This window comes from Roseovarius sp. (genome assembly GCF_965277045.1).
Lineage (GTDB): Bacteria > Pseudomonadota > Alphaproteobacteria > Rhodobacterales > Rhodobacteraceae > Roseovarius.
The window spans coordinates 3,051,982-3,072,758 of the sequence record NZ_OZ255712.1; the positions used below are offsets into that span (position 1 = coordinate 3,051,982).

General features: G+C 65.0%; 19 protein-coding genes. 8 read left to right on the forward strand and 11 right to left on the reverse strand.

Annotated features, from left to right (window positions below; all coding sequences use genetic code 11):
- Positions 1-197 precede the first annotated feature (197 nt).
- On the forward strand, positions 198-1,073 hold the full coding sequence (dapA, locus tag ACQY4V_RS15260) for a 4-hydroxy-tetrahydrodipicolinate synthase (protein WP_057793155.1): 876 nt from the start codon (positions 198-200) through the stop codon (positions 1,071-1,073).
- 11 nt (positions 1,074-1,084) lie between these two features.
- The gene (locus ACQY4V_RS15265) at positions 1,085-1,570 is read left to right on the forward strand and encodes a flavodoxin family protein (protein WP_428513090.1); all 486 of its coding nucleotides are present in this window, start codon (positions 1,085-1,087) and stop codon (positions 1,568-1,570) included.
- Between the two features lie 85 nt (positions 1,571-1,655).
- Here the strand turns inward: ACQY4V_RS15265 and ACQY4V_RS15270 are convergent, their stop codons facing one another.
- A complete protein-coding gene (locus ACQY4V_RS15270; protein ID WP_428513092.1) occupies positions 1,656-2,372 on the reverse strand; it encodes an NYN domain-containing protein in 717 nt (238 codons plus the stop codon).
- Positions 2,373-2,436: 64 nt separating this feature from the next.
- Positions 2,437-3,306, reverse strand: coding sequence for a glutathione-dependent disulfide-bond oxidoreductase (yghU, locus tag ACQY4V_RS15275; protein WP_428513094.1), 870 nt, complete (start codon positions 3,304-3,306; stop codon positions 2,437-2,439).
- A 245-nt stretch (positions 3,307-3,551) separates the two neighbouring features.
- On the opposite strand from yghU, the gene ACQY4V_RS15280 reads away from it, so the two are divergent.
- From ACQY4V_RS15280 to ACQY4V_RS15290, 3 genes are all read left to right on the forward strand, one after another.
- Positions 3,552-3,839, forward strand: a complete 288-nt coding sequence (locus ACQY4V_RS15280) for an I78 family peptidase inhibitor (RefSeq protein WP_428513096.1) — start codon at positions 3,552-3,554, stop codon at positions 3,837-3,839.
- Positions 3,840-3,970: 131 nt separating this feature from the next.
- Positions 3,971-4,852, forward strand: coding sequence for a LysR family transcriptional regulator (locus tag ACQY4V_RS15285; RefSeq protein WP_222452193.1), 882 nt, complete (start codon positions 3,971-3,973; stop codon positions 4,850-4,852).
- On the forward strand, positions 4,849-5,727 hold the full coding sequence (locus ACQY4V_RS15290; RefSeq protein ID WP_428513098.1) for a DMT family transporter: 879 nt from the start codon (positions 4,849-4,851) through the stop codon (positions 5,725-5,727). Before ACQY4V_RS15285 ends, ACQY4V_RS15290 begins: the two co-directional genes overlap by 4 nt.
- Here the strand turns inward: ACQY4V_RS15290 and ACQY4V_RS15295 are convergent, their stop codons facing one another.
- Genes ACQY4V_RS15295 through ACQY4V_RS15305 form a run of 3 tightly spaced genes read right to left on the reverse strand, consistent with a single transcriptional unit; the run spans position 5,728 to position 7,695 of the window.
- Positions 5,728-6,363, reverse strand: coding sequence for a hypothetical protein (locus ACQY4V_RS15295; RefSeq protein WP_428513100.1), 636 nt, complete (start codon positions 6,361-6,363; stop codon positions 5,728-5,730).
- Between the two features lie 20 nt (positions 6,364-6,383).
- A complete protein-coding gene (locus ACQY4V_RS15300) occupies positions 6,384-7,376 on the reverse strand; it encodes a glycosyltransferase family 61 protein (protein WP_428513102.1) in 993 nt (330 codons plus the stop codon).
- Positions 7,366-7,695 carry an ArsR/SmtB family transcription factor gene (locus tag ACQY4V_RS15305; protein WP_057793175.1) on the reverse strand — a complete coding sequence of 110 codons (330 nt, stop codon included), beginning with the start codon at positions 7,693-7,695 and terminating at the stop codon, positions 7,366-7,368. The genes ACQY4V_RS15300 and ACQY4V_RS15305 overlap by 11 nt, the downstream gene beginning before the upstream one ends.
- A gap of 145 nt (positions 7,696-7,840) precedes the next feature.
- Between ACQY4V_RS15305 and ACQY4V_RS15310 the strand changes: the two genes are divergently transcribed.
- Complete coding sequence (locus ACQY4V_RS15310) at positions 7,841-9,502, forward strand: DUF6504 family protein (protein WP_428513104.1); 1,662 nt, start codon at positions 7,841-7,843, stop codon at positions 9,500-9,502.
- 318 nt (positions 9,503-9,820) lie between these two features.
- Here ACQY4V_RS15310 and ACQY4V_RS15315 read toward each other — a convergent pair whose 3' ends face one another.
- The 4 genes from ACQY4V_RS15315 to ACQY4V_RS15330 all read right to left on the reverse strand — a co-directional run bounded on the left by ACQY4V_RS15315 (position 9,821) and on the right by ACQY4V_RS15330 (position 16,317).
- Positions 9,821-12,193, reverse strand: a complete 2,373-nt coding sequence (locus tag ACQY4V_RS15315) for a DUF1989 domain-containing protein (protein ID WP_428513106.1) — start codon at positions 12,191-12,193, stop codon at positions 9,821-9,823.
- 33 nt (positions 12,194-12,226) lie between these two features.
- Positions 12,227-14,233, reverse strand: a complete 2,007-nt coding sequence (locus ACQY4V_RS15320) for an ABC transporter permease (protein WP_428513108.1) — start codon at positions 14,231-14,233, stop codon at positions 12,227-12,229.
- Entirely contained in the window at positions 14,226-15,263 is a 1,038-nt protein-coding gene (locus tag ACQY4V_RS15325) for a quaternary amine ABC transporter ATP-binding protein (protein WP_428513110.1), read from the reverse strand. The genes ACQY4V_RS15320 and ACQY4V_RS15325 overlap by 8 nt, the downstream gene beginning before the upstream one ends.
- Before the next feature lie 97 nt (positions 15,264-15,360).
- The gene (locus ACQY4V_RS15330) at positions 15,361-16,317 is read right to left on the reverse strand and encodes an ABC transporter substrate-binding protein (protein ID WP_428513112.1); all 957 of its coding nucleotides are present in this window, start codon (positions 16,315-16,317) and stop codon (positions 15,361-15,363) included.
- 187 nt (positions 16,318-16,504) lie between these two features.
- Here ACQY4V_RS15330 and ACQY4V_RS15335 point away from each other — a divergent pair, with 187 nt between their 5' ends.
- Positions 16,505-17,434 carry a LysR substrate-binding domain-containing protein gene (locus ACQY4V_RS15335; protein ID WP_428513114.1) on the forward strand — a complete coding sequence of 310 codons (930 nt, stop codon included), beginning with the start codon at positions 16,505-16,507 and terminating at the stop codon, positions 17,432-17,434.
- Between the two features lie 83 nt (positions 17,435-17,517).
- On the opposite strand, the gene ACQY4V_RS15340 is transcribed toward ACQY4V_RS15335, so the two are convergent.
- Complete coding sequence (locus tag ACQY4V_RS15340) at positions 17,518-18,090, reverse strand: GNAT family N-acetyltransferase (RefSeq protein WP_057793188.1); 573 nt, start codon at positions 18,088-18,090, stop codon at positions 17,518-17,520.
- Between the two features lie 136 nt (positions 18,091-18,226).
- Complete coding sequence (locus ACQY4V_RS15345) at positions 18,227-19,153, reverse strand: histone deacetylase family protein (protein ID WP_428513117.1); 927 nt, start codon at positions 19,151-19,153, stop codon at positions 18,227-18,229.
- A 183-nt stretch (positions 19,154-19,336) separates the two neighbouring features.
- On the opposite strand from ACQY4V_RS15345, the gene ACQY4V_RS15350 reads away from it, so the two are divergent.
- The gene (locus ACQY4V_RS15350) at positions 19,337-20,746 is read left to right on the forward strand and encodes a mechanosensitive ion channel family protein (protein WP_428517267.1); all 1,410 of its coding nucleotides are present in this window, start codon (positions 19,337-19,339) and stop codon (positions 20,744-20,746) included.
- Positions 20,747-20,777: the final 31 nt, after the last annotated feature.

Genomic DNA, 20,777 nt, shown 5'->3' on the forward strand with positions numbered 1-20,777 from the left:
GCCATCAAGGCCACGACAAGTCTTTGCACGCTGAACATCACTTGCATTTTCCCGGGCCAGCGACGATAGACACAGCCAGCCTAGTTTCAAGGGGACGGATCGTCCATTCACAAGCTGGGCAACGCCGCGGCACGATTGCGTGTTCCACCGCGGTCATCCACCAGCCCTTGGGGCTAAGACATAAAGAGGAGCGTATCATGTTCAAAGGATCATTTCCTGCCCTGGTCACGCCGTTCAAGAACGGCGAGCTGGATCTCGATACGCTCAAGAAGCTTGTGGAGTGGCATATCGCCGAAGGCAGCCACGGCCTCGTGCCCGTCGGCACCACCGGCGAAAGCCCCACGCTCAGCCATACCGAGCATGAAACCGTCGTGTCCGAAGTGGTGCGCGCCGTCAACGGCCGCATTCCGGTGATCGCCGGCGCGGGCAGCAACAACACGCTCGAATCGATCCGCTTCATCCAGCACGCCGAAGAGGTGGGCGCGGATGCAGCCCTGGTGGTGACGCCCTATTACAACAAACCCACCCAGCGTGGCCTGATCGCGCATTTCACCGCGCTACACGATTGCTGCAACCTGCCGATCATCATCTACAACATTCCCGGCCGGTCCATGGTGGACATGCTGCCCGACACGATGGGCGAGCTGGCCAAGCTGCCGCGCATCGTCGGCGTCAAGGACGCCACCGGCGATCTGGCCCGCGTCAGCCATCAGCGCATGACCTGCGGCAAGGATTTCTGCCAGATCTCGGGCGAGGACGCGACCGCGCACGGCTTCAACGCCCAGGGCGGCGTCGGCGTGATCACCGTCACCGGCAACGTCGCCCCCCGCATGGTGGCCGAGGTCCAGAACGCCACGCTAGCCGGCGACTACGCCAAGGCGCTGGAAATCCAGGACCGGCTGATGCCGCTGCACAAGGCGATCTTCACCGAGCCTGGCCTCGTGGGCGCGAAATACGCCCTGTCGCGGCTGGGTCTGTGCAGTGACGAGGTGCGCTCGCCGCTGACCGACCTCAGCGACGAGACCAAGGCGATGGTCGATGACGGCTTGCGCCATGCCGGGCTGATGAACTAGGCCTCGGGCCAATGGCCGAACTTCTGATCGTGTATCACTCCAAGACCGGCGGCAGCCGCCAAATGGCGGAGGCCGCCGCAGACGCCGCGCGGGACGAAACCACAACAACGCTACAGACCGCCGAAGAGACCGGGCCGGACGATCTGCTGCGCGCCGATGGCTATATCTTCTGCGCGCCGGAAAACCTGGCCGCCATCGCCGGTATGATGAAGGACTTCTTCGACCGCTGCTATTACCCCGTGTTGGGCCGGATCGAGGGGCGCCCCTATGCCCAGATGGTCTGTGCCGGGTCCGACGGCACCAACGCCCAGAAACAGATCGCCCGCATCGCCCAGGGCTGGCGGCTGAAGGCGGTGCAAGAGCCCTTCATCATCTGCACCCATGCCCAGACGCAGGAACAGATCCTGGCCGAAAAACACCTGTCGGAAGAGGACCTTTCCCCCTGCCGCGAGCTGGGGCAAGCCATTGGCGCCGGTCTGGAGATGGGCGCGTTCTAGAGCGCTTCCGGGAAACCTTGAATCGCTATTCGCTGACTTTCAAACGCAAAAAGCGATGCATGTTTCAGACTGACCCGGAAACGCCTTAGTCGACCCGGCGCACCAGCATCTGGTTGCCCGGCCCTGACTTGGTTTCGAACACCTTCAGCTTGCCCACGAGATCGCTCAGCTTCTTCTCGCCATAGGTCCGCGTGTCGAAATCCGGCTTGTCCGCCTGGATCTGCTGACCGATCCGGCCCAGAGGATACCACTCGCCTTCCTGGTCGATCTTTTCCATCGCGTCGAAGATCAGGTTGCGGGCATTGGACGCGGATTTCGAATCGAGCCCAACCTTGACCTTCGTACGCCCCGACGGCCCGGCCTCCTGGTAGATGTTCTCGATCGCCACGAACCGATTGCAGGCGTTCTTCAGCGCATCGGGCGCCTTGGCCTCGCCGATGCCGATCACCGTCAGGCCCTGTTCGCGGATGCGGCTGGCCAGCCGGGTAAAATCGCTGTCCGACGACACCAGAACGAATCCGTCGAAATGCCCGGCGTGCAGGATATCCATCGCGTCGATCACCAGCCCGATATCCGACGCGTTCTTGCCCTTGGTGTTGGCGGTCTGCTGGTGCTGGACCAGCCCAAGGTTCTGCGCCGTCTTTGTCCACCCGCTCAGCTGTTGGCTGGACCAGTCGCCATAGACCCGCCGCAGCCCCGGCTCGCCATAGCTGGTGACTTCCTTCAGGATGGCATCGGCATATTTCGACGGAACGTTGTCGGCGTCGATCAGGACGGCAAGCAGGTTGGAACGGTCGGGCATGGCAACTCCTTTTCAGGGGCACCCTGCCCTATCCGCCCCTCCGGCGAAAGCCGATTGTGGGCGCTCAGCCCTTGTCGCCGATCTTGTCCTGGGTCTTGGTCTCAAAGTCCGAGGCGTCGTGACGCTCCCACAACTGCTCGTGCGGCTCGCCCATGGTGCGGTTCACCATGCGACCGCGCTGCACGGTGGGCCGGTCCAGGATCTTTTCGGCCCATGCCACGACGTTCTTGTATTCGTGCACGCTCAGGAACTTCCCGGCATTGTACTGCCGGCCCAACGCCAGGTTGCCGTACCAAGGCCAGATTGCCATGTCGGCGATGCTGTACTCCTGCCCCGCGATATAGGGCCGATCCGCCAGCCGCTTGTCCAGCACGTCCAGCTGCCGCTTGGTCTCCATCGCGAAGCGGTTGATCGGGTACTCGTATTTCTCGGGCGCATAGGCATAGAAATGCCCGAAGCCGCCGCCCAGATACGGCGCGCTGCCCATCTGCCACATCAGCCAGTTCATCACCTCGGTGCGCTGCGGGCCGGACTTGGGCAGAAACGCCCCGAACTTCTCGGCTAGGTGGATCAGGATCGACCCGGATTCGAACACGTCAATCGGCTCGGATCCCGAGCGGTCCACCATCGCCGGAATTTTGGAGTTGGGGTTCACCTCGACAAAACCCGAGCCGAACTGGTCGCCATCGCCGATCCGGATGAGCCATGCGTCGTACTCGGCGTCATGACCCGCGGCCAGAAGCTCCTCGAACATGACCGTGACCTTCACCCCGTTGGGCGTGCCCATCGAGTAAAGCTGGAAGGGATGCTCGCCCACCGGCAGGTCCTTGTCATGGGTGGCTCCGGCGATGGGCCGGTTGGTCGAGGCGAAGGTGCCGCCGCTTTCGGCGTCCCAGGTCCAGACTTCGGGCGGGGTGTAGGTATCATCGGTCATCACGGGCTCTCGTTTTGGTTTGCTTTCGCCGAAAAGCTAACCGGCCCCCACGGCAATGCAAGGTGCAGCGGTGCACAGAATTCTGTGCAAAGGCCCATCGCCCCGCATCGGATTCCCACGGCCTGTCGCAAGGAACGCCATGTAGACCCCCATCCGTAACTGCCTGCATAAACACCGTCGCGGGGCTTGCGTCGCGCGGGTGCTTTCGCCAATGCTGCGGCTGACTGTGCGAAGGAGTATGACAGATGCGCTGGTGGATGATCCTGACCGTGGCAACCCTCACTGCCTGCGGACCGGACCTGACGGACGACGGCGTGCCCTCGCGCGCCGAAGAGGAAGGTCCCGATATCTGCATGGCGGCTGACCATGCCGCCCTTGTAGGCCAGCCGCTTGACGCCTTCGATCAATCCACGCTGGACCAGCCCGTGCGCATCATTCCGCCCGGCGGGATCGTGACGATGGAGTACAATCCCAAACGGCTGAACGTCGATCTGGACAGCGACAATACCATCGTGCGCTTCTGGTGCGGCTGATCACGCGCCACCGCGCCTGATTTTCATCGCAAGCCCCATCCCGCGATCATTCTTGTCTTGCGCTTTTTTCAACGCAGCTGATACTGGCTGGCCAGTAATGTTTGATTTCGCACAAGCAAGCGAGGCCCGTCATGGACAGCTGGGATGAAGTCCGCACCGCCTTTCACGTGGCGCGAGTGGGAACGGTTAGCGGCGCCGCCGAGGCACTTGGCGTCCACCACGCCACCGTCATCCGCCACATCGACGCGCTCGAAGAGCGGCTGGGCGTCAAGCTCTTTCAGCGCCACGCCCGCGGCTATTCGACCACCGAGGCCGGAGAGGATTTGCTGCGCGTCGCACAAGCCACCGACGACCAGTTCAGCCAGCTCGCGGGCCGGATCAAGGGCCGAGGCAATGATGTGTCGGGTGAGCTGGTCATCACCTCGCTGGGCGGGTTCAGCCACCTTCTGGTGCCGGTCCTGACGGAGTTTCGGCAGGAGTATCCCGACATCATCCTGCGCTACCTGACCGGCGACCGCCTGTTTCGCCTGGAATACGGCGAGGCGCATGTCGCCATCCGAGCGGGCCGCGCCCCGGATCAGCCCGACAACGTGGTACAGCCTTTCTACAAGCAGGCGCACACGCTTTACGCCGCGCAATCTTATGTCGACCGGCACGGCCTGCCCGCGTCGGAGGACGAGTTCGACCAGCACTGGTTCGTCAGCGCCGATGACCCGAAGAACCGCGCGCCCTTCAACCAGTGGCTGCGGCAGACAGCGCCCGAAGAGCGCATCATCTTCCGCAGCCAGGACGTGCACGCTCAGCGCCGCGCGATCACCCACGGTGCGGGCATCGGGTTTCTCAGCAAGGTCCTCGCCAACCAGCTCGGCAACCTGACCGAGGTCATGCCCGCGCGCGACGAGTGGTCCGCGCCGATCTGGCTGGTGACCCACATGGACCTGCACCGCACCACCAAGGTGCAGGCCTTCCTGCGCTTCCTCAAGGACCGCGCCAAGGCCTGGGAGGTCGAATGACCGACCGGCTGCGCGGCCATGCCGCGATGCTGGCCTTTTCCGGGCTGATCGCCGGGTCCTTCGCGCTTGGGTCCATGGCCGCCCCGCATATCGCGCCCACCGCGCTGAATGCCGTACGGTTCATCCTGGCCTCGGTCCTGCTGGGCAGCGCCGCCTGGGCCACCGTCGGCATCCCGCGTGCCACGTGGCAGGCGCCCTGGCGCTACCTGCTCCTGGGCGGGTCGATGGGGCTTTACTTCGTGATGATGTTCGAAGCCCTGAAAACCGCCGCCCCGGTCAGTGCGGCGGCGGTCTTTACCCTGACACCCATCATGTCCGGCCTGTTCGGCTATATCCTTCTGCGGCAGGTCATGACCGCGCGCATGGGCGTGGCGCTGGCCATCGGCGCGGCGGGGGCGCTCTGGGTGATCTTCGACGCCGACCTTCAGGCGCTTATGCGGTTCGAGATGGGCCGGGGCGAGGTCATCTTCTTTTTCGGCTGCATCGCGCACGCTTTCTATACACCGCTGGTGCGCAAGCTGAACCGGGGCGAGCGGCCCATCGTCTTTTCCTTCGGTGCCATGGTCGCCGCCTCCGGGCTGATCGCGCTGGCGGGCTGGTCCGACATGCGCGACACCGACTGGCCCGGCCTGCCCGCCATCGTCTGGATCACGATTCTCTACACCGCCGTCGCGGCCACGGCGATCACCTTCGTGCTGCTGCAATACGCTTCGCTGCGCCTGCCCAGCGCCAAGGTCATGGCCTATACCTACCTGACGCCCACGTGGGTGATCTGCTGGCAGGCCGCGCTTGGCCACGGCCTGCCGCCACGCATGATCCTCGTGGGCGTGGGGCTGACCATCGTGGCGCTGATGCTGCTCTTGAAGGACGAATAGTCACTCGGCCAGGTCCCGCGCCACATCGCGAACTCTCCGGAACTCTTCGCCGAACGCATCCTCTGGGACCCTGCGCAGGAAATACTGCACCGTGCCGATCGGCGCCGGCAGTTGCACATCCATGCCCATCGTGTCGCCACGGCAGGTATAGGTGATCGTCGGCTCATACCGCTCCGCTCCCGCAACCGGTGCGGTCATGACATCACCATTGGCCGTCATCGTAAACATGGCCGGGGCGGACCCTGCGTCGCAGAACGTGACCCGCCCGGATTCGCCGTTGATGAACCCCACTTGCGTCGGCGCGGCAAGGTCCAGCCGGACGTCCACGACATCGCCGGTCTCGACGAACGTATCGGTGAATTCCGTGGCTTGGTGAAACGGGAGCGTGTGATAGAACCCGTCATCGTAGATGGAAATTCCCAAGGTCGGCGAGGCCCCTGCCGCGATGTCGCGAATGACGTCCTCCGGCACCATGCCCTGCAAGGCGGCGCGGATACGCGCGGGGGCCGTATTTTCTCCGACCCAGTGCCCCACCATGCAAGGGTCGCCCACCGGCGGCGGCGTGACACAGGCGTTCTGGGCAAGGGCGGGGGCGGCCCAAAGGGCCAGCATCAGGGTCAGGGCAGATGACTTCATGGCAAGGGTCCTCCTGTTGGTCAGAGAAACCCACCCGCCTCCAGCTTCCGCACAAGGCGGCGATAATCCATGGGTGGCGGCACCTCTTCTGACACTTGTCCGTCGTCCGGGCGGATCAGCGGGTTCATTTTCACCAGTTCCACACCACAGAACGCCTCGATCTGATTGGCCAGCGCGTCGAATGCCCCCTGCCGCCAGCGCCGCTGGATCAGGCCCACCCTCGTGCCGGGCTGCAGCATGAATGGCGCCAGGTGAAAGGCCGAACCATCGGGCCCCACGACCTGCCGTGCGGCGGCATAATGGGCGCATTGTTCCGGCAGACTGTGGCGCTGCGGGTGCAGGATCGTATAGCCCGCCTTGTGCATCAGCCGCTCGATCCGCTCTTCCTGGTCCACCATCTGGCCCGGGCGTTTCAGCAAGGACCGCGACAGGTAGATTTTCTCGTCCCCCTCGGGCGTCACCGCCGCCTGAAGCCGCCCGCGAATGAAGCGGCGAAATTCCGGCGTGCCGGTGATCCAGTCGCGGTGCCCCATGCCCTGCGTCGGCACGTCCAGCACCTCGACCCGCACCGGGGTTTCCACGAAATGCACCGGCACCCCGTCGCTCAAGAGGTCCACGAACGCCTTCAGCCGCCGCTCGAAAACCGCCCCGAAATCAATGCCATGCATCGGGATCAGGACCAGACCGTCATAGCTGCGTTCGGCCAGCGGCCACATCCGCGAGATGCATTCCAACAGGAAATGCCCGAAATGATGCCGCCCGATGCCGATGAAGAGATGCCGCCCCGGCAAAACCTCCGCCGCCCCCGGCATATCCGGCTGCGCGGTAAAGCGATTGGCAGAATAGAGTGTGCGCGATTGCTCGGCAAAGCTGCCATCCGCACGGAACACGCCACAGGCCAGGTCCCGGCCTTGCGACATGGGGACCACCTGCGCCTGCTCCACAGTCTCGACATGCGGCTGCGGCAAGACGCGCGGATCCAGCGCCGCGCCCGGCGCCGCGTCATCCATCATCGCGGAACTCTTTCGCCAGGAACTGCTCGAACGCATCCAGGTGCACCGCCTCGAACTGGCCGAAGCTTTGCATCCAGATGCTGGCGTCGCGCAGGGCGTCGGGCTCCAGCTTGCACCACACCACCCGGCCCCGCCGTTCCTGGCTGATCAGGCCTGCGCGGGTCAGGATGCCAAGGTGTTTCGACACCGCGGCCAGCGACATCTCGAACGGCTCCGCCACGTCCGTCACGGCCATGTCATCCTCCAGCAGCATCGACAGGATCCTGCGGCGGGTCGGGTCGGCCAGTGCGGCGAAGACAGTATCGAGCGATTGGGCCATGATGCACCGTTTAAGCCTTGGGACACTGGCCGCGTCAACTGTCTTGGGCCTTGGGACGGCATTGCGGACTCGACTCCGGTGCCGGGACGCCCTAATTTGGAACAAATCAAGAACAATTATCTGCTGCTGATCCGGTCCCGCTGCCATGCCCGAACGGCGTATCCTTTCTGTCTGGTTCCCCCGGCTGGGGGCCGAACGGCTGCTGCGGCGGACCGGGCTGGATGTGGACGTGCCCTTTGCCGTGGTGCGCGACACCGGGCAGATGCAGGTGCTGTGCTCGCTGTCGGGTGCGGCCGAGGCGGCGGGGCTGCGCGTGGGTCAGCCCCTGCGCGATGCCCATGCGATGTGTGCGACGCTGGTCACGAAACTGCAAAACCCGCACCAGGAGGCCACGTTCCTGGCCAGCCTCGGGCGGTGGGCCGAACGGCTGAGCCCGTGGGTGGCGACGCAGCCGCCCGATGCGTTGCTACTGGACATCACGGGCTGCGCGCATCTTTTCGGCGGGGAAGAGGCGATGATCCGTCAAGCCATTGAAGAGGCGTCACTTTCAGACCTGACCACGCGTTGCGGGCTGGCCGGCACCGTGGGCGCGGCCTGGGCTTTGGCCCGCTATGCCGGGGCCACACCCGGCGCGGTTCGCAGTGGTGACGCCATCGACCAGGAAGCCCGCGCGACCCGCTCTCGGGCAGCCAAGCGGCGACATTGGGAACGTGGGGGAGCCGCGCCCGTGGCGGGCGTAAGCCGTTCAAATTCAATGCCGTTTTCCATCGCGCCGCCCGGGCAGGCGCGCACGTTTCTGTCGCCCTTGCCCATTGCTGCCCTGCGGTTGGAGGAAGACCAGGTCGCGGCCCTCAACCGGCTGGGCCTGCGCAAGGTGGGCGACCTCTTGAACCAGCCCCGCGGGCCGCTGGCCCGGCGCTTTGGCCGGGGGCTGCTCTTGCGGATGGATCAGGCGGTGGGAGCGGCGCCCGAACCCGTTTCTCCGGCGCGGGTGAAGCCCCGGCTGGCGACGCGGCTGACCCTGCCAGAACCCATTGGTTTGATTGACGATTTGCAGGCCGGGCTGGACCGGCTGGTGCCGCGACTGTGCCAGCTTCTGGCGGACCAGGGACAGGGGGTGCGCAAGGTCCGGCTGGAGGCGTGGCGGGCCGACGGCACCATGGGCTGGATCGAGGCCGGGCTGGCGCGGGCGACGGACGAGCCCGACCGCATCCGCCCCCTGCTGGCAATGCGGCTGGATGAGATCGACGCGGGCTTCGGCATCGACGCTTTGCGGCTGGTGGCTGCCGTGAGCGAGCCGGTTCAGCACCGCACCGCCGCCGGTCATCTGGACGCGACCCAGGCCGCGCGCGACCGGCTGGCGCGGAATACGGCCGTGGAGGATCTGATTGGCCGGATCGGCGGGCGGATCGGGCTGGAGGCGATCACCCGCCTGCACCCGGCCAGCAGCCACATCCCTGAAAAGACGTCACAAATCCTGGCCGCCGCCTGGTCGGAACCGGCGACTGAGTGGCCCCGCCCCGCCACTCCGCGCCCCCTGCTGATGTGGTCGCCGGAGCCGGTCAACGCCCCGGACGCACCGCACTTGCCGGCCACCTTCCGGTGGCGCGGGCGGGCGCATGAGTTGGCCGAGGCGAAGGGGCCGGAGCGGATCGCGCCGGAATGGTGGCTGGACGATCCGAACTGGCGGTCGGGGGTCCGGGATTACTGGCAGGTGATCACCGGCAGGGGGGAGCGGTTGTGGCTGTATTACGCCCATGGCGGGACGATGTCGTCGGGGTGGTTCTGCCAGGGGCGGTTTGCGTAGGCGAATCAAAAGGTTAAGGGGGCGAATTGGCCGAAAATGCGACGTCGGTATCGCGTCGGTATCCGGGTGGTATCGCGACGGTGCGATATTTCGCGTTTCGCGTGGTTAACGGGGCGCGCGCGGGGCGCGTGGGTTTTTACCCACCCTACGCGGTATCGCGGACGAGCAAGAGGTCCCGGGTCAGGCCCGGGACGGCGTGGGTGTAGGCCGGGATTTCATCCCGGCACCGGCGGGCGGTGGCGGGGTGAAACCCCGCCCAACCCGGGACGTGCGAAAGAAGAGATCCTCGGGTCAGGCCCGAGGATGACAGTAAAGCGATCAGCCGTAATTGCCTTTCACCCGTTCCTTGGTCGGGTCGAAATGGGGATAGGGCACGACCCTGGCCTTGAGGCGTTTCTGCAACCCGTCCAATTGGCCCAACTCGATATCCGTTCCCGGCTCGGCGTGGGTGACGTCCACGCGGGCCAGCGCGATGTTCTTGCCGAGGATGGGGGATTTCACGGCGGAGGTCACCTCGCCCACCTGCGCCTTGCCGATGCGGACGCAATCGCCGGGGCTAGCCACGCGGCCGCCTTCCAGTTCCAGCCCGACCATCTTGCGATGGGGATGCGCCTTGCGTTCTTCCAGCGCGGCGCGCCCGATGAAATCGTCGTTCTTGGACTTGAGCGGCACGGCGAAACCGATGCCGGCCTCGAACGGGTCGGTCTGGTCATCGAATTCACTGCCTGCAAAGATCAGGCCGGCCTCGATCCGGATCATGTCGAGCGCCGCCAATCCAAGGGGCTTCAGGCCCATCGGCTCGCCCACTTTCCAGATCGTGTCGAAGACCTCTTCGGCGTCCTTGGGGTGGCAGAAGATCTCGTAGCCCAGCTCGCCGGAATAGCCCGCGCGGCCCACGACGATCGCGGTGCCGTCGAAATCGTTCAGCCGCGCCGGGGTGAAGCGGAACATGCCCAGTTCCTCAAGCGTGGGGTTGGCGGGCGCGGTCCAGATGATCTCTTTCAGGATATCCCGCGACAAAGGCCCCTGCACGGCCACGTTATGCAGCTGATCGGTGGAATTGCGCACCCAGGCGTTCAGGCCCAGTTTCTCGGCCTGTTCGCGAATCCACAGGCCGGACGTGTCGTTGCCGCCGATCCAGCGGAAGGCGTTTTCGCCCATGCGAAAGAGCGTGCCGTCGTCGATCATGCCGCCGTGTTCATAGCAGATGGCGGTATAGACCAGTTGACCCACGGCCAGCTTCTTGACGTTGCGGGTCACGCAGTACTGCATCAGTTCCTCGGCGTCGGGGCCGGTGACCTCGTATTTACGCAGGGGCGACAGGTCCATGATCGCCGCCTTCTCGCGGCAGGCCCAGTATTCGCCGATTGTGCCGACCGAGGGGAAGGAATTCGGGAGCCAGTACCCGTTATACTCGACAAAGTCCCGTGTGTGCCGGGCGAAACACTCGTGAAATCCGGTTTCCTTGGTGTGTTCCAAAGGGGCCTCCGCTGATTTTCTGTAGCCGACGGAGCGGCTGAAGCTGTTGGTCTCGCCATAGGTGCGGACCTGGATATCGGTGGGGTTCCAGCCATTCGCCTCGTCCACGTCGCAGGGACAGGCGGTGGACACGCAGACCAGATCGGTCAGTGCCCGCAGAAGCACATAATCGCCGGGGCGCGACCACGGGTCGTCCATGCCGATGGCGTTGGTTTCGTCCAGCATGGTGTTGAAAAAGAAGTTGATCGCGGGCCAGCCGGCGCGCGGGCGCACGCCGTATTGTTCGAGGTCGCGGTTCATGTTCTCGGAACAGTTGACGTGGCCGGGATAGCCCAGCTCCTCGTAATAGCGGGCGGTGCAGGCCAAGCCGAACGTGTCGTGGCGGCCGCAAGTGTCCTGCACGATCTCGACCAGCGGTTCCTGGTCGACGTTCCAGTACTTGGCGAAGATGCCCGGCTGCGGATAGAGCGAGCCCATCAGGGTGCGCGTCGTGGTCGGGTCGATCTCGCGGTCGAGGCCCTTGTCGAGCGAGCGCAGGGAAAACGCCTGAAAGTCCGAGCATTCGCGGCCCTGAACGTCGAGCACCTGGATGAACTGGCCTTTCTGGACGTGATAGGATTTCGCCTGGCCCGGCTGGATGTTGATGTCGTGGATAGGGTCGGCCAGCGGGTCGGGCGGCATGTGCCCGCCCTTGGCGATGCCGGGATCGGCGCGGCGGATATAGAGGATCAGGTCGGTGGGCGGGGCCTGCGTGCCCGGGTCCATCGGCCCGCCAGGGGCGGCGACGATCAAAAGGCCGTCGCTGTCGGCGTGGAACGTGGCCATCTCGCCGGGGCGGGAGCCTTCGGAGAACACCTTGATGCATTGCGCATCTCCCAGCTTGAACCCGGCACGGTCGAGCGCCGAGGCCACGCGGCGGCCCGAGACCGAGCCGTTGTCGAGCACCGACAGGACGCCATCGGGGCGGCCATGGCTGGAGGCGCCAAGGCGGCCGGGGTCGGACTTGCCGTCGGGGGTGAAGAACACCATCTCGCCGGGTTGAAGCCCCTGGAAATCCAGCACGGAAATCTCGTCGCCGCGAAAGATCGGCACGGCGCGCGAGCCGCCGCCGGGGATGGGGTGGCGTTCCGTCCCGTGGGGCAGGATGGGCAGGCCGGGCGTGATGACGCCGGCGCGTTCATACGGGGTCTCGAAGACAGGCTTAACGGTCATGGATGTGCCTTTTATCACTCGTGAATTGTGCCATCAATCGAGGCCCAACGCCTTTTTGCGGCGGTTGGCCCAGCTGAGGATCGCCATGTCGAAGGTGAGCGCCATGAGCGAGACGTTGATCCCCAGGACGAAGTTCTTGCCCAAGTCTGTGCCCGCCAGCGTGCGCTGAAGTTCCTGGCCCAGGTCCTGCGTGCCGATGAAGGCCGCGATGATGACCATGAAGAAGGCGAACATGATGCCCTGGTTGAAGCCGACGGCCATGGTGGGCATCGCCAACGGCAGTTGCACCGAGGTCAGTTTCTGCCAGCGCGAGCAGCCGGCCATGTCGGCGGCCTCGGTCATCTCGGCGGGCACGCTGCGCAGACCCTCGATGGTGTAGCGGGTGAGCGGGACCATGGTGAAGATCACGATGGACAGCACCACGGTGGTGTCGGTGATCCCGAAGAGCATGATCGCGGGAAGCAGGTAGATGAAGCTGGGAAAGGTCTGCGCGGTGTCGCAGGCCAGCAGCATCCGTTCGGACCATTTTTCCGACCGCGCGGCGAGGATGCCGATGGGAATGCCGATCAGCATCGAGATCGCCATGGCCGACAGCACCGAATAGAGCGTGATGACCGAGCGGTCCCACCAGCCGGAAAAGGCGACGATGGAGAAGAAGATCGCGGCACAGATCGCCGGTTTCTTGCCGCCGACGCCATAGGCGAAGGCCACCACCAGCAGGATGAAGGCCGAGGTGGGGATCCACAGGAGTGCGTCGCGGAAGGGGATCAGGACCCAGACGTTCAGGACATACCGGATGGTGCCGGTGATTGCCTCGACGGAATCGAGGTTGAGGAACGCCTCGAACACGCCGTCGATCTCGCGCCCCATGGAGAGCGACTGGCGGCGGCCGACCTCGTTCAGGATCTCGACGGGTTGGGCCAGAAGGTAGAGCCCGGCGAAGACCACCACGGACAGCACGGTGTACTTGTAGCGGATGTAGAAGGGCGTGTCCTTGGGGTGATGCTCGGGCAGCTTGCGCACCCAGGCCTTGGACAGGCGGTCGAGGGTGATGGCGACCAGCACGATGGTGATCCCGATTTCGAAGGAGCGGCCCAGCTTGAGGGAGTTCATCATGGCGAGCAGCTTGCCGCCCAGGCCCGGCATGCCGATGAAGGCGGTGAGAACCACCATGGCGAGGCAGAGCATGATGACCTGGTTCACGCCGACGAGAATTTCCGTGCGGGCCGAGGGGATGAATACCTTGGTCAGCATCTGCCAGCGGGTGGCGCCCGACATCTTGCCGGCCTCGACGATCTCGGGCGAGACCTTTTTCAGGCCCACCGTCGTCATCAGGATCATCGGCGGGGTGGCATAGATCGTGGTGGCGATGGCGCCCGCGGTCGGGCCCACCTTGAAGAAGATCACGGCAGGCAGGAGGTAGGTGTAGAAGGGCAGCGTCTGCATGACGGCGAGGATCGGCTTGATCGCGTTGTCGAAAGCCTTGTATTTCCACGCCGTGATGCCGACGATCAGGCCTACGAAAAAGCCCAGGGGCGCGGCGACCAGCAGCACCGAAAGGGTCTGCATGGTGATTTCCCACTGGCCCATGAACGCGGTCCAGACGAAGGTGCCCCCGGCCAGCAGCGACAGTTTCCAGCCGCCGAGGTAGTAGCCGATGACGGCCGCAAACCCCGCCACGGCGGCCCACGGGATGGGATCGGCCATGTAGGGCCAGCGATACTTGCCCTCCAGCAAATTGGCGGTGAACCCCAAAAGGAAGTCCAGCGGGCCTTCGGCGAACCAGCGGGTGATGTAGATCAGGCCGAACCGCCCTTGCTGCATGTCGCCGGTGATGGCGTCGAAGAAGACATCGAGCCAGTGCGCCAGCGGCGGGATCCATGCCTCGGGCAGGCGGATCAGGAAATCGGGCAGAACCGGCTTGGCCGCGCACAGCAGGATCGCGGCCACAAGCAGCGCCACCAGCACGGGGTCGCGGGTGGTGCCGGGCTGGCGCATCGACAGGGAGGTGCGGGTGGCGTTCGTGGCGACATCAGCCATTGGCGCTTTCCCCCAGGAGCACCTCCAGTGCTTCGGCCCGGGCCATCACGCCCATGATTTTGCCGTCCTTGCCCGATACGGGAAAATGCTCGCGCGGGTCGCTGACCAGCTGGCGCGCGATCTGGTGAATGGTGCGGTCGCCCGCGATGGCGTCGCCCTCGACGGCATGGCCGTTGACGGGTTTCGCCAGAACGCTGGCGTGCACGACATGGGCCTTGTCCACGTCCTCGGTGAACTTGCGCACATATTCGGTCTGCGGGTCCATCACGATGCGGTCGGGCGTGTCGCATTGCTCGATCGCGCCGTCCTTCATGATGGCGATGCGGTCGGCGAGGCGCAGCGCCTCGTCGAAATCGTGGGTGATGAAGACGATGGTCTTGCCCAGCAATTCCTGCAGACGCAGAAATTCATCCTGCATCTCGCGCCGGATCAGCGGGTCGAGGGCGGAAAAGGGCTCGTCCAGGAACCAGATATCGGGTTCGATGGCGAGCGACCGCGCGATGCCGACGCGCTGTTGCTGGCCGCCGCTGAGCTCGCGCGGGAAATACTCCTCGCGGCCTTCAAGCCCCACCAGCTTGATCACTTCCAGCGCGCGTTCGCGGCGCGCGTGCCGGTCCTGCCCGCGCATTTCCAGCGGGAATGCCACGTTTTCCAGCACGGTGCGGTGCGGCAAGAGGCCAAAGGACTGGAACACCATGCCCATCTTCGAGCGGCGCAGTTCGATCAGGTCTTTCTCGGGCAGGGCCATGATGTCCTGCCCCTCGACCTCGATCGTGCCGCCGGTGATGTCGTGCAGGCGCGAAAAGCACCGCACAAGCGTGGACTTGCCGGAGCCCGAAAGCCCCATGATGACCAGCATCTCGCCCTTGGAAACCTCGACCGAGACATCCTTGACCCCGGCGATATAGCCGTCGGCGCGAATATCCTCGTAACTGTGCCCGGGCGGCATCGACTTCAGATACCGGCGCGGATTGGTGCCGAAAAGCTTCCACGCGTTGCGGCAGGAGATGACGGGGCTGTCGGTGGTCATGGGTGAGGACGTCCTTGAATTGCCGCCGGCAGGGCATGCCCGCCGGCAAGTCCCCTGCCCGGCACGGAGCCGGACAGGGAAAACGCGAAAGGTCGGGTCAGGTGTCGCCGCCGGGCAACCACTGTTTCCAGACGCTCTCGTTGTCCTCCAGCCAGATTTCAGCCGCTTCCTCGGGTTCGTAATCGTCGACATCGACCAGCTTGGCCATCTCGGCGATCTGGGCGTTGGTGAAAGAGATCTTGGTCAGCACTTCGTAGGCGTTGGGCCATTTCTCTTCCATACCGTCCCAGGCGGCCTTTTTCAGATAGCCGTTGGCGGCGTTGCCGCAATCGTAAAGCGCGTCAGGGTTGGGGCCCTTGGACGGGTCGGTGTCGCAGCCTTCTTCCCATTCGGGAAACTCGATGAATTCCCCCGGCCAGACGGCCTCGGCAAAGTTCGGGGTCCAGTTGAAGACGATGATCGGCTTCTTGTCCTCCTCGGCAGAGGCGATATGCGCCCAGAGGGCCGCAGCGGAGCCTGCGTTTTTCACGACGTAGTTCAGATCCAGCGCCTCGGCACGTTCCTTGCCGTGCTTGAGCCAGTCGACGGGCCCGTCGAGGAAGAAGCCCTTGTCGCCGGTCTCGGGCGTCGCGAACAGTTCGGCACAGTCATTGAGCGCCTTCCAGTCCGGCAGCCCCGGGCAGGCGTCCTTGGTCCACATCGGGTACCACCAGTCCTCGCGCGTGACGGCGTCATGATCGCCGGCGTCGACGATGCCGCCCTTGTCGAGCGCGGTGCGGAAGGATTCGCCGAACGAGCCTTCCCAGACTTCCAGTTCCAGCGTCACGTCGCCCAGGCGGATCGATTCGTAGACCGCCTGGCTGTCGGTGGTGACGTATTCGACGTTGTTGCCCATCTCCTCGAAGATCTGGCCCACGGCATGGCTCATCACGAGCTGGCTGGACCAGTTGTGCAGCGGGATGACGATGGGTTCGGAACTGTCCTCGGCGGCGAAACCGGCCGAGGCGGAGGCCAGGGCGATGGCCGTCGCGGACATCAATGCTTTGATTTTCATGTTAACTCCCAGTTGGCTGTCGGGCCTGATTCTGCGTGCCGGCCCTTTGTTAGCGGGCGCAGTATCGCAAAGACCGGGTGGAACTCTGATTATAAACTTTTTGTGCCATGCCTCTAAAAATGTTTGGCAAAGGGCTACAGCCACGGCTAGGCTCGTGGCGTTGTCCCGAGTTTGAGGAGTGTGAAGGATGCTGCGCAATCGCGCCGTGTTGCCGCGCCTTGACTACCTGCTGGCCTTCGAGGTGGCAGCGGAGCTGGAGAGCTTTGCCGCGGCGGGCAAGGAACTGAACGTCTCGGAAACCGCCATCAGCCGCAAGATCCGGCTGCTGGAACAGCATTACCAGTGCGCGCTGTTCGTGCGCGGGCACCGTTCGGTGCGGCTGACGGATATGGGGCGCAAGCTGTTGTCCGGCATCGCGCCGGCGCTGAAGACGCTGGTGCGGGTGTCCGAGGACATGTGCGCGCAACTGGAGAAAAGCACGGTGAAGCTGGGCGCGACGAACTCTGTCTCGTCGCTGTGGCTGATGCCGCGGCTGCGGGCGTTTCACGAGGCGAATTGCAACATCACCATCGCGCTCACGTCGTCCGACGTGGATGCCGAGTGCCTGGCAGAGGACATGGACCTGGCGATCCTGCGCGGCGAGGGCGACTGGCCGGGGTTCGAGGCGACGCGGTTGTTCGGCGAGACGGTGTTTCCGGTCTGCGCGCCGGGCTACCTGCAGGGGCGGGCGGGCATCGACAGTGTCGACGCGCTGCGGCGGCACGACCTGATCGAGGTCAGCAACAACCATGCCGAATGGCTGAACTGGCGCACCTGGCTGGACCGGATCGGCGCCGATCCCGACAAGGTGCGGCCGTCGGCGTCGGTCAACACCTATCCACTGGCGATCCAGGCGGCGCGGGATGGCCTGGGCATCGCGCTGGGCTGGGGGCACCTGGTGGACCACCACCTGCAATCGGGCGACCTGATCCGGCCCATGGGCGCGGAGCATGTGCGCACGCGCTCGGGCTATTACCTGCTGCGGCGGCAGGGGGTCGAGCCGCGCAATGAAAGCGCCATCGTGGCGCATTGGCTGCTGCAGGAAAGCGCCGCGCGGCAGAGATACGCGGCGGAGTGAAGGCGCGGGGTGTCGCAGATTATTCTACGAATAATCTGCGCCCCAGAAAATTCGTACGAATTTTCTGGGGGACTGTCGATTTTTCAGAACGGCGGGCGCAGGACCGCGTGCAGGTAGGTGCGGGTTTCGCCCACCATTTCTTCGGCCAGGGAGAGCGCCGTGGGCCAGGGCGGGTCAAGCGTGGCCTCGACCTCGCCGATGTCGAAGGTCAGGGTCGCGTCGTGACGGCGCGCGAGGCGCTGCATCCGTTCGTTCTCGCGCAGGCACATCATGTAAAGCGAGCGCACGCCCCGGTTCTGCGCCGCCGCCAGCATCCGCACGAAAAGCGCGTCGCCGATACCTTCGTGCTGCCAGTCGGGATCGACGCTGAGGGCGATCTCGGCGCGCACGGGCCAGCTGTTCAGGAGCATCCGCAGCTCGCCGACGCCGTGCAGGTCCCCGTCAACGAACGCGCCGTAGACGACGCTGTCGAGGCCAAGCAGGGTTTCGGCATACCCGGCGACGAAATCTTCGGTCACGCTGGCGCCGAAGCGCAGGCGGCGGGTTTCGCGGTCGAGCCGGGCGAAATGGTCCAGCAAAAGCCGTTTATCCGCCGGCCACAGGCGGCGAATATCCGGCTGAATCAATATCTTGTCATGAGTGACGTCGGCATTCATGGTCTTGGACTCCTTGGCGCGGGCCATGCCCGGGCAGAGGTGTCCTCCCTGACGGGAAGATAATGCCGCGGCGCGGCATTTTCCATGAATTTTCGGTGAAACCGTTAACTTACCTCACGGCAGGGCGGCCTGTCGCTCAGCCCGCCGCGCGGATCAACTCGTCCAAGTGCACCGCCCCGCTGGCGGCCAGGGCATTGAGGTCATAGCCGCCTTCGAGGCAGGAGACCAGGCGGCCTTCGCACTGTTCCGCCGCGATCTCGCACAGGCGGCGGGTGACCCAGGCGAAATCGTCCTCGCGCAAGTTGAGGTTGGCCAGCGGGTCGTCGGCATGGGCGTCAAAGCCGGCCGAGACCAGGATCAGCTCGGGCCTGAACTCTTTGAGCCGGGGAAAGACCTGGCCTTCGTATTCCTGCCGGAACCCCTGCCCTGCCGTGCCCGGCGCCAAGGGCACGTTCAGCACATTGTCGTGATCGCCGGTTTCATGCGCGCCGCCCGTGCCGGGCCAGAGCGGCATCTGGTGGGACGAGATGAAAAGCGCGCGCGCCTCGCCGCGCAGCAGGTCCTGCGAGCCGTTGCCGTGATGCACGTCGAAATCCACCACCGCGACGCGGCTGAGGCCGTGGCGTTCCAGCGCGTGTTTCGCGGCAATCGCGACGGTACCGAACAGGCAGAAGCCCATCGGCGTCGCGGTTTCGGCGTGGTGGCCCGGCGGGCGCATGGCGACGAAGGCGTTGCCGACCTCGCCATCCAGCACCTTGTCCACCGCCAGCATCGCGCCGCCGACGGCGCGCGAGGCGCAGTCGAACGAGCCCGGCGACAGCCACGTGTCGCCGTCGAGCTGGTTGAAGCCCTGCGCCGGGATCGCCTCGCGGACCATGCTGACGTACTCCTGCGGATGACACAGCGTGAGGTCGGCATCCGTCGCCAGCGGCGCCTCGGCCCGGATCACGTCCTTGCCATCGAGCGCGGGCCACAGGTGTTCCAGCCGCGCCACGCGTTCGGGGTGGCCATCGGGCGTGACGTGGTTGAGACCGTCCTCGTGGGTGACAAGTAGCGTGGACATGGGCGCGGCTCCTCCTCTTATGACGCGGTCCGGGGCGGCGACGGGGCCGCGCCGAATGTTCACAACAGCTTAGAGGCCATGCGGCCACTGTCCAGCGCGACTTGTCCACAAGCGGGGGGCGTGTAAGGTATTGCCATGGAAGAGGACGCCGTCACAGACACCGCGACCGGCGAGGAGGCCGGCATGAGCTCGCCCGCCGAGGCGACGCCGGACGCCGCCAACGACGCGATCGAACAGGCCCAGACCATCGCCATCGGGCTGTGGGAACAGGCGCAATTGTTCGTGGCCGGTCTGTTGCGGCCATGGAGCCTTTACCAGGTGGGGATCATCATCGGGCTTTGGGTTGCGGCGACGATCCTGGCGCGGATCTTCGGCCCGCACCTGCACAACTGGATGCGCACCCGCGAAGGCTGGCCCAAGTGGCGGATGCGGTTCCTGGTGATGATGCACCGGCGCTTGCGCCTGATCTTCATGGTGCTTCTGATCTGGCCGGTCTACGGGATCATGCAAGAGGTGACATGGCCCAGCCGATCCTACCTCATCGGCGTCATGGCGAGCCTTGCCACGGCGTGGCTGTTCATCGCGGTCATCACGCGGCTGATCGGCAACGCGTTCCTGCGCGGCATGGTGCGCTATGCCGCCTGGACATGGGTCACCCTGTCGATCGTCGGGCTGACGGACGAGACGATCCAGATCCTGGACAGCGCGTCGGTGCACCTGGGCGAGATGCGCCTGTCGCTGTGGATCGTGTTGCAGGCCGTCGCGATGATCGCGTTCCTGATGTTCCTGGCGCGGTTCGTGTCCACGACCTCGGCCTCGCGCATCCGCTCGAACAAGGACATTTCGCCGTCGATGCAGGTGCTGGCGGTCAAGGTGATCCAGATCTCGCTCTATGGCGCGGCCTTCTTCATCGGCCTGCGCGCCGTGGGGGTGGACCTGACCGGGCTCGCGGTGCTGTCGGGCGCCATCGGCGTGGGTCTCGGCTTTGGCCTGCAGAAGGTGGTGTCGAACCTGGTGTCGGGGGTGATCATCCTTCTGGACAAGTCGATCAAGCCCGGTGACGTGATCAGCCTGGGCGAGACGTTCGGCTGGATCAATTCTCTGGGTGCGCGGTATATCTCGATCACCACGCGGGACGGCAAGGAATACCTGATTCCGAACGAGGACCTGATCACCGGGCAGGTGGTGAACTGGTCGCATTCCAACGAATTCGTGCGGCTGGATATCTATTTCGGCACCGCCTATGGCGACGACCCGCACCAGGTGCGCAAGGTGGCGATCGAGGCCGCCAAGGGCGTGGAGCGTGTGCTGTCCTTCAAGGCGCCGGTGTGCCACATCGTGGGCTTCGGCGACAGCAGCGTGGATTACATCCTGCGGTTCTGGATCAGCGACCCGACCGCGGGGCTGACCAACATCCGCGGCAACGTGTACCTGGCGCTGTGGGACGCGTTCCAGCAGCACGGCATTTCGATCCCCTTCCCGCAGCGCGAGGTCAAGGTACTGGAAGGCTCGGAACTGGGCACGCGGGCGTTGGACCGGGCTGGACCGGGCAAAGCGACGCAGGATGGCGCGGCAGAGGAACAAGGCGGCTGACCGTGGCGTTACCGGGCCAAAAGGAGAAATC